This window comes from Enterococcus sp. 6D12_DIV0197 (assembly GCF_002174385.1).
GTDB lineage: Bacteria > Bacillota > Bacilli > Lactobacillales > Enterococcaceae > Enterococcus_D > Enterococcus_D casseliflavus.
This window is the reverse complement of the sequence record NZ_NIBN01000001.1, coordinates 575,184-590,406: the sequence shown is the minus strand read 5'-3', so window position 1 is coordinate 590,406 and position 15,223 is coordinate 575,184. Positions and strand designations below refer to the sequence as shown.

The window sequence follows — 15,223 nt, the reverse complement described above, 5'->3', positions numbered from 1 at the left end:
CCTTGTCTTGGATTATCCGAAATTATGTATTAATATACATTTTTATCCAGCTAATTGCAATAAATATTTAAAATAAAGCGATAAAAATTCATAAAAAAAAGAAAGCAGTGACAATCACTGCTTTCTTTCAGTCAACCTTTGGCGGTCTGTTTATCATCATTTGGGGAAGAATTTCTTTCATTACAAACAGTGGATCACGCCACTTCTTCTGAAAATTGACTGTTATACAGGTCTGCATAGAAACCGTTTTGTGCCATCAATTCCTCATGATTTCCAGTCTCAACAATGGACCCGTGATTCATCACGATAATATTGTCAGCATCACGAATCGTAGAGAGACGGTGAGCAACCACAAAGCTGGTCCGATTTTCTAACAAACGACCCATTGCTTTTTGGATCAAGATTTCCGTCCGCGTATCGACACTAGAAGTTGCTTCATCCAAAATCAAAACGTCGGGATCCGCTAAGAAGGCGCGGGCGATCGTGATCAGCTGACGTTGACCTTGGGAGATGTTGCTGGCTTCTTCATTCAAGACCGTATCATAGCCTTCTGGCAATTTGCGAACAAAATCATCCACATGGGCAGCTTTCGCCGCAGCGATCACTTGCTCTTTGGTCGCTTTTTCATTTCCATAATGAATGTTGTCATAGATGGAACCAGTAAACAACCACGTATCTTGCAGCACCATCGAGATATTACTACGCAACTCATCACGAGTCAAGTCTCGGGTATCTTTGCCATCGTAACGAATGCTACCGCCAGAAACATCATAAAAACGTTCCAAGAGATTGATCAGCGTGGTTTTCCCAGCGCCGGTAGGTCCTACGATAGCCACCATCTCACCAGCTTTGACATCCAGATTAAAATCGGTCATCAATAATTTGTCTGGCGCATAACCAAATTGAACATGATCGAAACGAACTTTGTATTCACTGTCTTCCACTGGCAATCCAGAAGGCTCATCAGTCATTTCTTCTTCATCCAAGACTTCAAAGACCCGTTCGGTAGATGCAACGGTTGATTGGATGGTGTTTAGTAAGCTAGCGATTTGAGTGATTGGTTGAGAGAATTGATTGGTGTATTGCAAGAATGCTTGCACATCCCCTAACGTCATGTTCCCATTCGCCACTTTGATCCCACCAAGGACAGCCACGAAGACATAGCCTAAGTTTTTAATGAAGTTCATCAAGGGCATAATGATCGCTGAAATAAATTGGGCTTTCCAACCAGCGGAATACAGACGGTCATTTTCTTCTTCAAAAACGACTTGATCGGCGGCTTCATGGTTGAAGGTTTTGACAACGGTATGACCGCCGTAAGTTTCTTCGACTTGGTCATTGAGCAATCCTAAACTTTTTTGTTGTGCCGCAAAGAATTTTTGCGATTTTGGTGCGACGATCATCACGACGATCAAGCTTAAAGGAACCGTTGCTAAAGCAACCAAAGTCAGTTGCCAACTGATCGTCAGCATCATCCACAAAACCCCGATAAAGGTCACGACACTCGTAATAAATTGGGTCAAGTTTTGTTGCAGGGTACTTGCGATATTATCCATATCATTGATCGCCCGTGACATGATATCCCCATTTGAGTGAGTATCATAGTAAGAGATCGGCAAGCGGTTCATTTTTTCATCTAAGTCACGACGCAGCTCATAAACCGTCCGTTGCGAGACACGGGTCATAATAAATTGTTGTAGAAAGTTGAAGACGGCTGAAATCACATACATGCCGATCGCGATCAAAATGATTTGACCAACTTTCTCAAAATCGATAGGAAATTCTGTTACCTGTTGGCCGGCTTGCATCTGCTGCGCACCGATCATGACACCTTTAAAAATTTCAGTGGTCGCTTCCCCTAAAATTTTCGGTGTTTGGATTTGGAAGATCACGGCTGCGATCGCTAAAACGAAGACGGCGATGATAGCGATGGAGCGTTTCGACATGTACCCGAAAAGCCGTTTGACCGTCCCCCAAAAGTTTTTTGGTTTTGGTCCTTTGGCACCGATGTTACGGCCTGGACCACCGCCCATTGGTCCACCACGGTGTTGTGTTGTTGTTTTCTTTTCACTCATGCAAGATCCTCCTCTCTCAATTGTGAAGAAACGATTTCTTGGTAGGTTTCATTGTCTGCCATTAATGATTCATGGGTTCCTTTTCCTACGAGTTTTCCTTCATCCAATACTAAGATCGTATCGGCATCCATGACGGTGCTGACCCGTTGGGCAACCACGACCATAATGCTGTCTTGCATGTCGCGTTTCAGCGCTGCTCGTAAGTTGGCATCGGTTTTGAAGTCCAGTGCGGAGAAGGAATCATCAAAGACATAGACATCTGCTTGTTTCACTAACGCACGAGCGATCGCTAAACGTTGACGTTGTCCACCAGAGAAGTTGCCGCCGCCTTGTTCTACACGGCTATCTAAGCCATCTGCCAGTTCGGAGACAAAATCTTTGGCTTGGGCGATCTCTAAGGCTTGCCAGATTTCTTCATCTGATGCATCGGGTTTTCCGTATTTCATATTTTCACGAATGGTACCAGAAAACAGTACCGCTTTTTGCGGAACAAAGCCCACGACTTCTCTTAGATTGTGCTGGGTGACTTCTGCAATATTGACCCCATTGATTTTGATTGCACCAGACTCCACATCGTACAAACGAGGCAAGAGATTGACTAAGGTCGTTTTCCCTGAGCCCGTCCCACCGATGATGGCAACAAAATCACCAGATTTTGCTTGAAAATCGATATCTTCCAACGCCAATTTCTCAGCGCCTTGGTAGCGATACGCGACATGGTCAAAGGCCAAGGTTGCTTGGTCCCCTTGTAAGCTCAATGTCGCTGGTGTTTTTGGATCGAGAATTTCATCTTCTTCATTTAAGACTTCGTTGATCCGATCAGCTGATGCTTGGGCTCTTGGCACCATCACGAAGATCATGGACAGCATCATAAAGCTGATCAAAATTTGCATTGCATAGGTCATAAACGCAATCAAGTTTCCGACTTCTAAGGTCATTTCGGCAATATAATGACCCCCAAACCATGTGATGGCAATGTTCGTCCCACTCATGATCAACGTCATCAATGGCATCATCAATGCCACGATGGTGTTTACTTTAATCGCGGTGTGGGTGTAATCTTTGTTGGCTTCATCAAAGCGATTCGCTTCATAATCCGTCTTGTCAAATGCCCGAATAACGCGGACCCCCGTCAAGCCTTCACGAAAGACTAAGTTCAAACGGTCGGTTTTCTTTTGCATACTTTTGAATAAAGGAACGGCAAAATACATAATACCGCCGACCAATACCAGCATGATAGGAATAACGACTAAAAAGATTCGTGTTAATTGGGCATCTTTTTGATAGGCCAAGAAACTCGCCCCAATCAGTGTGATCGGTGCATTGATCATCATACGTAAAAACATTTGCGTCACCATTTGAATTTGGTTGACGTCGTTGGTGGTTCTTGTAATCAATGATGCGGTCCCAAATTTATCAAAAGATCGAGAAGAAAAATTCTCAACTTTTTGGTAAATGTCCGAACGTAGTTTTTGTCCTAATTTTTGTGATTCTCTTGTTGCGAAATACGTATTTCCTAAAGCGGCGATGATACTGATCAATGAAAAGCCGATCATGTAAAAGCCGGTTTTCCAAATGTAATCAATGTCGCCTGTCGCCACCCCATTGTTGATAATATTGGAAGTCAATGTCGGTAGATACAAATCAGAAACGACTTGGATCACCATAAACACCACTGCCATGATTATGGAAATGACGGATACGCGTTTTATCAGCTTAATCATAGGTTTCCCCTCTTTCTTTTTTTGCGCCCTCTCTTAACCAGCGGACTTTACTGTTGAAATCAGCGATCGCTTCGGCAGGATCATAGTCTGGATCAAACGCTGATTGGCGATAGGCTTCGGCAATCGTCGAAAAGACGGTATGCATCAGCAGCTGGATCAGCATTTTCAACTCATGGTCGTCTTTGACTTTCAATAAATCTTTGTCGACCTCTGACAAAAAGATGGCTTGCTGCTTCTGCCGATCGGCTTTGTTTTCTTGATGCATCTTGTGCTGCATCTCTGGCACGACTTTATGGAAGGAACGATAATCCATACTCATAAATAAATTGCGGTAAAAGTTTGCGTTTTTGCCTTTGAAAACCTCGGCGATCATCCGTGAAAAGTACCATTCGAACCCCGCAAACAGATCCCCGTTTTCATGTTGGATCGATTTCAGCAGATCTCGCTGACTATTTTTTTTCAACGTATGGAAATAATAGTAATAAAGATCTTCTTTGTTTTCGAAGTATTGGTAAAAACTCCCGCGAGGAATCTCGGCATCTTTGATGATGTTGGCGATCGAGGCGTCTTTCAGCGGCAGTCTTGAGAATTCTTTTTTCGCCGCATTTAAGATGCGCTTTTGTTTTTCTGGCGGCAAGTGAAAAAATGTATCGGTCGGCATCACAAGCAACTCCTTTCTAATTTAAAATAAATCACAGCTCTCGATATGACACGTTGTCATATGACACTGTGTCATTATACACCCCTCACCAGAGAATGCAAGAATTTAAATTTGACTTTTTTATGAAGGAATCGATTCTGGTCTTTTTATAAAGGGCGTTATTTGAAAAGAAATAACCAATGAAATTTCTGAAAACAAAAAACCTTCGTTTCCCTGATGGAAAACGAAGGTTGCTATTTTTTCATTCTGACGATTATAAATAACAATCATTTTTTATTGCGGCGCCATAGAATCAAGAAAACGATCAGCAGCAGGATAACACCTGCGATCAGTAAGGTATAGCTTGGCGCTTCATTGGTTTTAGGTAATGTTTTTTCACCATCGGCAGTAGCGTTGGCCTCTTTCGAAGAAGTCGTTGTCGCTGTTTCTTGAGCACTCGTCGATGTTGCGGTCGCTTCTTCAGTCGTACTCGTTTGCGTGCCTGTAGGCAGATACATGGAATCATTTGCCGCTTGAATGATATACGAGATCCGTCCTGGGACAAAGGCACCTGGATCGACTTGCATCTCTTGTTCCATCTGATTTAAATTGGTCAAAATTGAGATCATCCATTCGTTGGAAACGGCTTGATTCAAATGTAAAAAGACTCCGTCTGCTGGATAGACGACCCGTAAATATTCCTGCAGCTGATCCACGACAGGAATCAAGTCAGCAAAACTGGCGTAGCTATTCGCATCAAAAGCCAGTTGCGGCTCAATGGCTTCCCAGGATAACGTCTGATCGACAAACAAGGCACCGATGATTTTTGCTAAGTAAGCAATATCAAAGCCCATCGCATCACTGGAATAACGTAGCGCCAGACGATTGCCATTGGTCAATTCTTCATCTGTCAACTGGTCCAACTGTTCTTGGGTAAATGCGGTCACACTTCCTTCAGTGATCCCTTGGGTTAAGGCGCTACGCAGCGAACTAGGTTCATCGGCTAACGTGTTGATCTCACTGACATCTTGCGTCCCCGTCTCTGCTTGGATCGAGGCAATAACAGCTTCGGAATCGACTGGTTCTTGATTCTCGGTAGTCGTAGTTTCTGAAGCAGCGGATTGATCCGTCTCTTGATTTTCTACTGTACTTTCTTGGACAGCAGCTTGTGTCTGATCCGTTCCTGATTGCTCCTCTGATGAAAGCGTCTCGCTAACGGTAGCCTGATTGCCATTTTCACTCGTAGCTGTTTCATCTGCATGAACCATCAGTGGTGAAAAAGCCAGCGTCATTAGTCCGAACCAAATTATTTTTTTCATCCTCATTGCCTCCTCGAATGGGATCACTCCCTTTGTAACGAAACTGTAACATAAAGGAAAATTTTTCGCAATCTATTTAGTAACTTCTTAAAAAAAACCTCTATCTTTATCCGATAGAGGTTTTAACATTATTTTATCGTTGCCACATGCATGACGGCTTGACCCGCTTTTGTTTCTGTTCCTGGTAACCCTTCGATATTGGCTACTTGCTCCATATTGGTGATGATCACGAGCATCTCAGAAGCTTTGCCTTTAGCCGTCAACTGTGCCAAATCGACTTGGGCAACTTGGGTAGCTGGTGTCACGGCTTGGCCTTCCTCCACCAGGATCTCAAAAGGTGCTCCTTGCAATTCGACGGTGTCAACACCCATGTGCAGCAGAATCTCTAGCCCGCTGGCAGTCTTGATCCCCAATGCATGTTTCGTGGGAAAAATCGTCGTGACGGTTCCTGCTGCTGGTGCATAGATCGCACCATTGTCTGGCAAGACGAAATACCCGTCGCCCATCATTTTTTGCGAAAATACCGGATCACTTGATGCACTGATCGCTTTTGTCGTGCCTGTGGCTACTGCGTATAAAGGGGTATCGATCGTTTCTTTTGATGGATTTGCTGTCGTTTCCTTTGCAGCCGTTTCACTCGTTTCTTTTGGTTGCGGTTGCACAGTAACGGTTGCAGCTGGTTTTGCTTCTTCTGCCTCGCTTTCTTTGACTGCTTCTAAGCGATCCTTCGGAATCCCAAAGAAGTAGGTGGCAACGAAGCCGCCAGCATAGCCTGCTAACAAGCCGAAAATATAGCCCATCCAACGGCCGTTGGCAATCAAGGGGATCAAAGCTAGTCCTGATGGTCCAATCGCCGTTGCGCCGATATTTGTCAAAGCGCCAATGACCGCACCACCGATCCCACCACCAATACAAGCAGTGATAAATGGTCGACCTAATGGCAACGTCACTCCGTAGATCAATGGTTCGCCGATGCCTAAGATCCCAACTGGCAATGCGCCTTTGATCATTTCAGAAAGCTCTTTGTCTTTACGTAGTCGTACCCATAAGGCTAAAGCTGCACCGACTTGACCAGCACCAGCCATGGCTAAGATCGGTAATAATTGCGTGCTGCCTGTTGCTTCGATCATTTGAATGTGGATCGGGGTCAAAATTTGATGCAAACCAAACATGACCATTGGTAGGAAGGCCGCCCCTAAGACAAACCCAGAGAAAGCACCGCCCACGTTCAAGACCCAAGTGATCGAACCGACTAAGCTGTCAGAGATCAGACCTGCCAATGGCATGATCAAGAAAATCTCCGTCAAACCGATGATCAGCAAACACAACGTCGGGGTCACGATAATATCGATCGCTTCAGGAATCACTCGATGCAGCACTGCCTCTAATTTCGCCAAAAGCCATACAGCGAAGATCACACCGATGATCCCTCCTTGGTTGGCAGCTAAAGCTTCGCCAGTGAATAAGTTTTGGATCGGGGCTTCTGGGTTCATACCTGTCAGCAAGATGATCGAACCGATCACGCCACCAAGGGTTGGATTGGCTTTAAAGACCTGCGCTGCATTGACCCCAGTAAAGATCGCTAAATAGGTGAACATCCCATTTCTGAGGACGTTTAAAATCATGACATAATAATTCCAAGTATCTCCATCTAATCGGCCAGCCGTGATCATATTGGTCAGGACAGAAGCGATCCCTGCGACGAGTCCTGCACCAACGAAGGCTGGAATCATTGGAACAAAGATATTAGAAATATCTTTCAGCAGCGACTTTAATGGCGATGATTTTTGTTTGGCTTTTTGGGCTGCTTTCATCTCTGCCGTTTTTTCTGATAACGCCTCTTTGCCTGATTTTTGCGGTGGGATCTCTTGCCCTAAATCAACACCAGCTTTTGCCACCATTGCATTGGCTACTTTGTTGACTTTCCCTGGTCCGATAATGACTTGCAGCTGCTCATCATTGACCACACCCATCACACCGGGAATCTCTTTTAACCCTTGTTGATCGACCTTATCGTGGTCGCGGACGGTCATTCGTACGCGAGTCATACAGTGATTGACTGTTTCTACGTTGTCCATTCCGCCGGCTTCTTGAAAAATCTTCTCCGCTAACTCTTCTACCGTCAGTGTTTCTTTTGCCATTACTTTTCTCCTCCTAACGCCGTTTTGACAAACCCTTGTGCCGTGGCAAGTTTTGCTTGTGCTTCGTCTTTCGTACTATCAGTCAACAGCATCACGATCGCCAATTTGACATTCTGATCTGCTTCTTCAAATGCCGCGGCGGCTGTTTCATAATCAGCTTCAGTTGCCTGCATGATGATCCGTTTTGAGCGTTCCACCAATTTTTCGTTGGTCGCTTTCACGTCGACCATCAAATTATTGTAGACTTTGCCGATCCCTACCATCGATAACGTCGAGATCATATTCAAAATCAGTTTTTGGGCAGTCCCAGATTTCAAACGAGTCGAACCTGTCAGAAATTCTGGTCCACAATCGACCTCGATTGGAAAGCTGGCATGCTGAGAGATCTCCGCGTCTTTATTACAAGCGATCGTAGCCGTTGTGGCACCGAGCTCATTGGCATAGTCAAGCGCCCCGATCACGTAAGGGGTTCTGCCACTGGCAGCGATCCCGATCACCATGTCATTTGGGTTCAACTTCAAATCGACAAGGTCTTGTTTGCCTAGCGTTAAGGAGTCTTCTGCTCCTTCGACAGCGACCGTCATCGCTTCTTCGCCACCGGCGATCAGACCGACCACCATCTCAGGTGATACCCCAAAGGTTGGGACACATTCGGCCGCATCCAAGACGCCTAATCGACCACTCGTCCCAGCGCCAAGATAAATCAAGCGTCCGCCCTTTTTAAAAGCGACGATGGTTTGTTCAATCACTTTTTCAATACTAGGAATTTCTTTTTCCACCGCATAGGCAACTTTTTGATCTTCTTGGTTCATTTTTTGACACGCTTCTAAAATCGTCATTTCATCTAAATTGCTCGTTTCACTATTGCGTCGTTCGGTCGTTAATTTGTCTAAATTGATTTTATTCATCGGAATCATCTCTTTCTAATTTAAATCGCATCCCTGCTTTGATTTGTTGGATCAACGGCAGATCGGCTGGTATCACCTGAGCGGCGAGGTTGACTTTTGGGTCTGCCGGCAAAGGTCGTTTGCACACCTGGATCTCTCCCATATAGCGCAAGTACTCTTGGTTATCGATCGTCACAGCCCCCACTGGCCGCTCTTGACTAAGTTCAGGTTTGACTTCTGGAATCGCATTGAAACGGGCATCGGCGCTGCGCAAGACATCTCGAGCTTCATCGTAACGATTTTGGTGATTCCCTAAGACGTGTTCAAAGTAAGTGGAACCAAGATCTTTGACCCGCAAAACGATCCGCGCTTCTTCCAGATACGTCGCAAACTGCTGGGCACTTTTTTCAGAAACCATGCCATCGCCAATGTAAACAGCATCGACTGAGCCAGTTGCCAATAAGTCGATCGCTGCGGCAAAAGGCGACCAGTTGCGGTGTCTTTCCAGTGTGGGTAATCCTTGAAATAACGGTCCGCGTTTCTTGGCATCCCCTGGAACAAAGGCTTGGACGAAAAAGCCTTGTGCTTTCAACCAGCGGTTCTTCTCCTGAAACCAGCCAACATCCAGTCCCGTTTCTGGTCGGGGGTAATAATTGTGCCAAGCTTCCAAACGAGTAAAATCGGCTCCATACGCCTGCAGCTCTCGAATGTCTTTTTCCGTCAATGTACTGGCATTCAAACTGATGGTCATTTCTTTTGAAAAAGCTGCGATTTGCTGATTGTCGATCGCATAATCCATTCGTAAACCAGTGACACCGATCTCCCTTAGTTCCGCCAGATTGTCGATGGAAAAGCCCGCTTCTGCTAATGCGTTTCCAGAAATATCTACCATTAAAGACAGCTGATGGTCTTTTGCGAAACCTCCCAAGTCCGTCAAACGCTGCCGATAAGTACTGCGATCATCTTCTGGTATGTGCATGGAGGTGAAAATCCCTTTAAAGCCTGATGCCATCGCAGTCATCTGCTCAAGTTCTGCTGCCGTCAAGTCTTCGTTCATAAATACAGAAAAGCCGAACATCTCTTTGCCTCCTTGATGGGTCACTTTCTTGATACCGTTTTCTATAAAAGCATTATAACTGATTCTTTTCCCATTCGCAACTATATTTCATAATTAAATCATTAATATAGAAATATCGTTTCATTTAATAAGAAAGCTTTACCGTTTAAACTTTCTTATGCCCTTCTTTCTACACTTATGGTACACTTTATTAGGAACGAAACTTGCTTTCGTCATTTTTACATAGTAGGAGGAATCACATCATCAATGATTACAATGGATGATATTATTCGCGAAGGCAATCCAACCTTGCGTGAAGTAGCAAAAGAAGTACCTTTTCCTTTGAGCGAAGAAGATATCGCACTAGGAAAAGAAATGATGACCTTTTTAGAAAATAGCCAAGACCCAGTCAAGGCAGAAGAACTTGAATTAAGAGGCGGCGTTGGTCTAGCAGCTCCTCAATTAGATATTTCAAAACGAATCACAGCGGTCCTCGTCCCTAGTAGCGACCCAGAAAAAACAGAACCTGATTTTAAAGATGTTCTATACAATCCCAAAATTTTAAGTCATTCCGTGCAAGAAGCTTGTTTGGGTGAAGGCGAAGGCTGTCTGTCCGTGGACCGTGAAGTCCCTGGCTACGTGGTACGCCATGCCCGGATCACGATCAGCTATTACGACATCAACGGCAAAAAGAAAAAAGTTCGTTTGAAGAACTATCCTGCGATCGTCGTTCAGCATGAGATCGATCATTTGAACGGGGTCATGTTCTACGATCATATCAATCAACAAAATCCTTTTTCATTGAAAGAAGGCATTTTAGTCATCGACTAACTAAAAAGTCTCTACCGACATTTTGCGGCAGAGACTTTTTTTCTATACTATTGACTATCTTCCTTCACGGTTTTGGCATTAATTGCCTTTCGCTAGGCTTTCTTGATGATCGGCTTTGATTTTTTCTAATAACGCTGGCTGCTCAAAAAGGTCTAATGCCGTCAGCGCTAAAAGTTCCGCCGCGATGGCGATCGATTGCAAGCCTTTTTCACTCTTGGCAGCGGCTTTGAATTCTTCCGAATGACCCGCAATGTAGTCATCTGAAATCGAAACGGTGGGTTGGATCGTCGGGATCACTTGACTGACATTGCCGACATCAGACGAACCAAGGCTTGTTTTGGCTTCCGTATCGATCTCATCGGCAGGTACGCCCGCTTCTTGGGCATGGGCGAAGAAGATCTCATCAAAACTTGGTGTCACAATCACATCGTCGACGGAGTTTTGGAACAAACCAAATTCATAGGTCGCTCCCGTAGCTAAAGCGGCTCCTTTTACGATGTTTTTGACTTTCTCGTAGACATCATTCAAGGTTGCTCGATTGGCAGCTCGTAAATAAAAACGACCGGCTGCATATTCTGGCACGACATTGGCTGCCACGCCGCCATCGGTGATCACACCATGAATATTGACATCTTTTGGTAAATGCAGGCGCAACCCATTGATCCCGTTAAAGACTTGCAGCAATGCTTCTAACGCGTTGATGCCTTTTTCTGGTGCAGCTGCCGCATGGGAAGCCCGACCATAGAACTTGATATCCACTGGATCATTGGCTAATGAAGCCGTCGTTTTGCCATAGCGATGGGCTGGATGGACACAAAGAGCGGCATCGACATCATCGAAGAACCCTTCACGGACAAAACTGCCTTTAGCGGAACCATTTTCTCCACCTTCTTCTCCTGGCGTCCCATAGACTCGAATCTCCCCGCCTAGCTCATCGATGAAAGGTTGCAGAGCACTGGCAGCTAAGACGGAATAAGTCCCGAAGAGATTGTGTCCGCAGGCATGACCGATGCCAGGTAACGCATCATACTCGGCTAAAAAGGCAATCGTCGGACCCGGTTTCCCACTGACATAGCGGGCATCAAAGCCGGTGCGATGGCCTGCCACATCCTTTTTAACAGCAAAGCCTTCTTTTTCTAATTGGGCGATCAGGGCATCGGCTGAATAAAACTCATAGTTGCTGACTTCTGGGTGATTGTGGATATCTAATGCCAAGGCTTGATAAGCGGCTAAACGCTCTTGGATAAATGGTTTGATGGCTGCTTTCGTAATAGTTGCTGTTGTCATAATCAAATCTCTCCTTTTTATACATGCTTTTTCAGTTTTTTTATCAAATTACATGGTGCTTATTTTGCTCCAAAGGTTTCCCAAGCAGGAACGCTTGATCCTTTTGACGTTTCCTCGATGACTTTTTTCGTATCCTCTGTTTGGTAAGCCGCGACCACTTTTTGGTAAACTTCATTGTCTTCCTCTTCTTTACGGGCGGCAATGATGTTGACGTAAGGACGGGCCGTTTCATCAACAGGCTCTAAAAAGATCGCATCTTCGGTTGGCACAAATCCTGCATCCACCGCCATGCCGCTATTGATGACCGAAACATCGACATCCGAAAGTGCCCGGGCGGTTTGCGCTGCATCCAGTTCTGAAATTTCTAAGTTCAAACGGTTTTCTGTAATATCCGCGACCGTTGGTGTTTGGCCGGCTGCTTCATCCACTTTGATCAATCCAGCTGATTGTAACAAAAGCAATGCCCGACCACCATTGGTCACATCATTAGGGATCGCAACTTTAGCTCCTTCAGCCAAGTCGTTGACATCCGTCACTTTGTCGGAATAAATGCCTAATGGCGCATTGACTGTATTGCCGATCGATACGAGATCAGTACCAAATTCTTCATTATAGTTGTCCAAGAAAAATTGGTGTTGGAATGAATTAAGGTCGATGGAACCATCAGCTAAAGCTGCATTGGGTTGATTGTAATCAGAGAATTGGACATATTCTAAATTGATGCCTTCGTCTTTCAAACGATCCTTGACATCATCCCAAACGTCGGTGTCCGCCCCGATCACCCCTAATTTCACCGTCACTTCTTCTTGGTCATTGGCTGCGGCACTGCCATTGTTTCCGCATCCTGTAATAAATAATAATGCTGCCCCTAAGACGATTGATTGTACGATTTTTTTCATTTTTGTTTCCTCCATAGACTTGCTTGTTTTTTTATTTGTACGTAAGTAGTGGTCAGTGTGATACTCGTTTAATGAGTAGGTTGCTGACAAATTGACTGATAAAAACGAATACTAAGATGATCAAGGTCGCCATGATCGTGACGTCGGTCTGGAATCGGTTGTACCCGCGGGTGATGGCTAAGTTGCCTAAACCGCCAGCGCCAACTGCTCCTGCCATAGCGGTCAATCCGATCACATTGATCACGGTCAACGCAGAGACCCGAATGATTCCCGCCACGCCTTCTGGTAAATAGACCCGAAAAATGATACCGAAAGGACTGGTGCCCATCGCTTCAGCTGCTTCTACGACACCAGGGTCAACTTCTAGCAAGGCGATCTCGATCTGCCGAGCAAAGAAAGGAATGATCCCAGCAATCAGAGGAACCAATGCTGCTGTTTCGCCGATGGTCGTTCCAACAAGGAATCGGGTAAAGGTTCCTAATAACGTCAATAAGATAATAAAGGGGATCGAGCGGACCACATTGATGACTTTATCGAGAAATTCAAAGAGCGGTCGATTTTCTAAAATCCCATTCGGTCGAGTTACTACCAAGACGATCCCTAACAAGATACCTAAGATGCCCGCAATCAAAGAGGTCCAAAAAACCATATACAAGGTTTGGATCGTTGCTGTCACAAATTCATCTTGGATCGCAACAACATTGGGAAAATATCTTTCTAATAAGGCAGCCATCTAAAATCCTCCTTTAATCACATTGTTTAATGGTTCTGCATGATTTTCTTTTAAAATATTGGTGTAAACTCCTTGAGCCTTCAAGTATTCTAAGGCATGTTTACGCTGATGATATTCGCCAGATAAGCTAACGACTAAGCTGCCGATCGGCACTTCTTGCAAGATCTCCACGTTGCCGTAAAGAATATTGGTGGTCACTTTGTAGCGGCTGTACAATTGGGCGATCAGTGGTTCATTGGTTTGATCGCCAACGTAGGACAGCTCCACCAGCCATTCATTTGGTGCCAAGGAAGAAAACTTCGAACTGCCAAGGATCGTTTCTAAGGCTTGGTCGATGTGCGTCGCCGTTCGGATGAAATCTTTGGTCAATGGTTTTTCTGGTTGACTGAAAATCTGAACGCTTGAACCTTGCTCGATGACTTCGCCGTCTTCCATCACTGCCACTTTGTTGCAGATTTCTTTGACGACTTGCATCTCATGAGTAATGATCACGATAGTCAAGCCGAGGGTTCGATTTAATTTTTTCAACAAAGCCAATATCTGTAAGGTCGTTTTCGGATCAAGGGCGCTGGTTGCTTCATCACAAAGCAAGATCTCTGGATCATTCGCTAACGCTCTGGCAATCGCGACCCGCTGTTTTTGTCCTCCAGATAGTTGGCTAGGAAACGCTTGGGCTTTTTCTTCCAATCCCACCAATGCTAACAGCTCGGTTACTTTCTGATGACGTTCCTGTTTGGACCGTCCCCCATATTTTAAGGAGAAATCCACGTTATCAAAAACATTGCGGCTGTCCATCAAGTTGAAGTGCTGAAAGATCATTCCGATCGTTTTCCGTTTTTCTCGCAGGGCTTTCGCAGAAAGCGTGGTCAGCTCGGTACCATTGACGACGACGCTGCCGCTACTTGGGCGCTGCAATAAGTTGATCACACGGACGAGTGTACTTTTCCCGGCGCCTGAGTAGCCCACGATGCCGTAAACGTCCCCTTTGTCGATCTCGATCGATACGTTTTTGACCGCTTGGATCGCGGGTTTCTTTGGTTGATTGAATGTTACTGATATGTCTTTTAATGAAATCATCGTCTTCCCCCTAGTTCTTGTCTTTTTCAATAAAAAAAGGCGTCCTCAAACAAGTCACCTGTGACTTGTTTGAGGACGCCTTTTTGCGTGTTACCACCTCAGTTTAAGCTGCACTCGCATACAGCTCCTTTTCGAGTACGATCATACTCTAGCCAGATAACGGTCGCTACCGTCGTCGCCTTGCAAACTACTGCTCGGAACGAATCACTCCTTGGCCATTTTCTAAAAGTCGTTTGATGCTTCTTTTCAGCTACCGAAGCTCTCTGTTGAAAAAACGTGCTTTTGTACTTACCAATTCTTCGTGTGTGGTGCTATTTGATTTTGGGTATAAAAAAAGTCCTTTTACCAGCGTTTGCTAATAAAAGGACGAATACTCGTGTTACCACCTTTTGTTTAGAAGGTTTCCCTTCCCTCAACCCAACGTCTAGTCGTGCTAGAGATTGGTGCACTTTGTAACGGTAGTGCGCATCCGTGATTGCCTACTTATCGACAATCAATCCTCCAAGGCCATTTTTCATCGCTTCTGACTTGACTCTTTCCACCAACCAGAGTC

At 45.1% G+C, this 15,223-nt stretch carries 12 protein-coding genes and 2 other annotated features (1 of these 14 running past the window's edge); of the genes, 1 reads left to right on the top strand and 11 read right to left on the bottom strand.

Going from position 1 to position 15,223, the window contains the following annotated elements; genetic code table 11:
- Positions 1-194: 194 nt before the first annotated feature.
- The 7 genes from A5867_RS02870 to A5867_RS02840 form a co-directional block, all read right to left on the bottom strand.
- Positions 195-2,075, bottom strand: coding sequence for an ABC transporter ATP-binding protein (locus tag A5867_RS02870; RefSeq protein ID WP_087626819.1), 1,881 nt, complete (start codon positions 2,073-2,075; stop codon positions 195-197).
- Positions 2,072-3,799 carry an ABC transporter ATP-binding protein gene (locus A5867_RS02865; RefSeq protein ID WP_005227218.1) on the bottom strand — a complete coding sequence of 576 codons (1,728 nt, stop codon included), beginning with the start codon at positions 3,797-3,799 and terminating at the stop codon, positions 2,072-2,074. The genes A5867_RS02870 and A5867_RS02865 overlap by 4 nt, the downstream gene beginning before the upstream one ends.
- Positions 3,792-4,460: a TetR family transcriptional regulator gene (locus tag A5867_RS02860; RefSeq protein ID WP_005227217.1), complete on the bottom strand. Its 669-nt coding sequence runs from the start codon at positions 4,458-4,460 to the stop codon at positions 3,792-3,794. The genes A5867_RS02865 and A5867_RS02860 overlap by 8 nt, the downstream gene beginning before the upstream one ends.
- Before the next feature lie 266 nt (positions 4,461-4,726).
- Positions 4,727-5,758: an LPXTG cell wall anchor domain-containing protein gene (locus tag A5867_RS02855; protein ID WP_087626818.1), complete on the bottom strand. Its 1,032-nt coding sequence runs from the start codon at positions 5,756-5,758 to the stop codon at positions 4,727-4,729.
- Between the two features lie 128 nt (positions 5,759-5,886).
- Positions 5,887-7,899, bottom strand: coding sequence for a glucose PTS transporter subunit IIA (locus A5867_RS02850; RefSeq protein WP_087626817.1), 2,013 nt, complete (start codon positions 7,897-7,899; stop codon positions 5,887-5,889).
- On the bottom strand, positions 7,899-8,807 hold the full coding sequence (gene murQ, locus A5867_RS02845) for an N-acetylmuramic acid 6-phosphate etherase (protein ID WP_086294462.1): 909 nt from the start codon (positions 8,805-8,807) through the stop codon (positions 7,899-7,901). Before murQ ends, A5867_RS02850 begins: the two co-directional genes overlap by 1 nt.
- A complete protein-coding gene (locus tag A5867_RS02840; RefSeq protein ID WP_170927488.1) occupies positions 8,800-9,864 on the bottom strand; it encodes a MupG family TIM beta-alpha barrel fold protein in 1,065 nt (354 codons plus the stop codon). Before A5867_RS02840 ends, murQ begins: the two co-directional genes overlap by 8 nt.
- Before the next feature lie 246 nt (positions 9,865-10,110).
- Between A5867_RS02840 and def the strand changes: the two genes are divergently transcribed.
- On the top strand, positions 10,111-10,674 hold the full coding sequence (gene def / locus A5867_RS02835) for a peptide deformylase (RefSeq protein ID WP_005227211.1): 564 nt from the start codon (positions 10,111-10,113) through the stop codon (positions 10,672-10,674).
- A 78-nt stretch (positions 10,675-10,752) separates the two neighbouring features.
- Here def and A5867_RS02830 read toward each other — a convergent pair whose 3' ends face one another.
- The 4 genes from A5867_RS02830 to A5867_RS02815 are packed head-to-tail and all read right to left on the bottom strand — an operon-like array spanning position 10,753 to position 14,670.
- A complete protein-coding gene (locus A5867_RS02830) occupies positions 10,753-11,961 on the bottom strand; it encodes a M20 family metallopeptidase (RefSeq protein WP_087626815.1) in 1,209 nt (402 codons plus the stop codon).
- 59 nt (positions 11,962-12,020) lie between these two features.
- On the bottom strand, positions 12,021-12,860 hold the full coding sequence (locus tag A5867_RS02825; RefSeq protein ID WP_005227209.1) for a MetQ/NlpA family ABC transporter substrate-binding protein: 840 nt from the start codon (positions 12,858-12,860) through the stop codon (positions 12,021-12,023).
- 52 nt (positions 12,861-12,912) lie between these two features.
- Entirely contained in the window at positions 12,913-13,593 is a 681-nt protein-coding gene (locus tag A5867_RS02820; protein ID WP_010748680.1) for a methionine ABC transporter permease, read from the bottom strand.
- Positions 13,594-14,670 (bottom strand): methionine ABC transporter ATP-binding protein, encoded by a 1,077-nt coding sequence (locus A5867_RS02815; RefSeq protein WP_010748679.1) that lies wholly within the window; start codon positions 14,668-14,670, stop codon positions 13,594-13,596.
- A gap of 68 nt (positions 14,671-14,738) precedes the next feature.
- Positions 14,739-14,979, bottom strand: a binding site (T-box leader).
- 50 nt (positions 14,980-15,029) lie between these two features.
- Positions 15,030-15,223, bottom strand: a binding site (T-box leader) (it continues 45 nt past the right edge of the window).

Coding starts and splice junctions, on each gene's coding strand:
- A5867_RS02870 (WP_087626819.1), bottom strand. CDS start 2,075: ATGAGTGAAAAGAAAACAACAACACAACACCGTGGTGGACCAATGGGC.
- murQ (WP_086294462.1), bottom strand. CDS start 8,807: ATGAATAAAATCAATTTAGACAAATTAACGACCGAACGACGCAATAGT.
- def (WP_005227211.1), top strand. CDS start 10,111: ATGATTACAATGGATGATATTATTCGCGAAGGCAATCCAACCTTGCGT.
- A5867_RS02815 (WP_010748679.1), bottom strand. CDS start 14,670: ATGATTTCATTAAAAGACATATCAGTAACATTCAATCAACCAAAGAAA.
- A5867_RS02820 (WP_010748680.1), bottom strand. CDS start 13,593: ATGGCTGCCTTATTAGAAAGATATTTTCCCAATGTTGTTGCGATCCAA.
- A5867_RS02865 (WP_005227218.1), bottom strand. CDS start 3,799: ATGATTAAGCTGATAAAACGCGTATCCGTCATTTCCATAATCATGGCA.
- A5867_RS02860 (WP_005227217.1), bottom strand. CDS start 4,460: ATGCCGACCGATACATTTTTTCACTTGCCGCCAGAAAAACAAAAGCGC.
- A5867_RS02855 (WP_087626818.1), bottom strand. CDS start 5,758: ATGAAAAAAATAATTTGGTTCGGACTAATGACGCTGGCTTTTTCACCA.
- A5867_RS02840 (WP_170927488.1), bottom strand. CDS start 9,864: ATGTTCGGCTTTTCTGTATTTATGAACGAAGACTTGACGGCAGCAGAA.
- A5867_RS02850 (WP_087626817.1), bottom strand. CDS start 7,899: ATGGCAAAAGAAACACTGACGGTAGAAGAGTTAGCGGAGAAGATTTTT.
- A5867_RS02830 (WP_087626815.1), bottom strand. CDS start 11,961: ATGACAACAGCAACTATTACGAAAGCAGCCATCAAACCATTTATCCAA.
- A5867_RS02825 (WP_005227209.1), bottom strand. CDS start 12,860: ATGAAAAAAATCGTACAATCAATCGTCTTAGGGGCAGCATTATTATTT.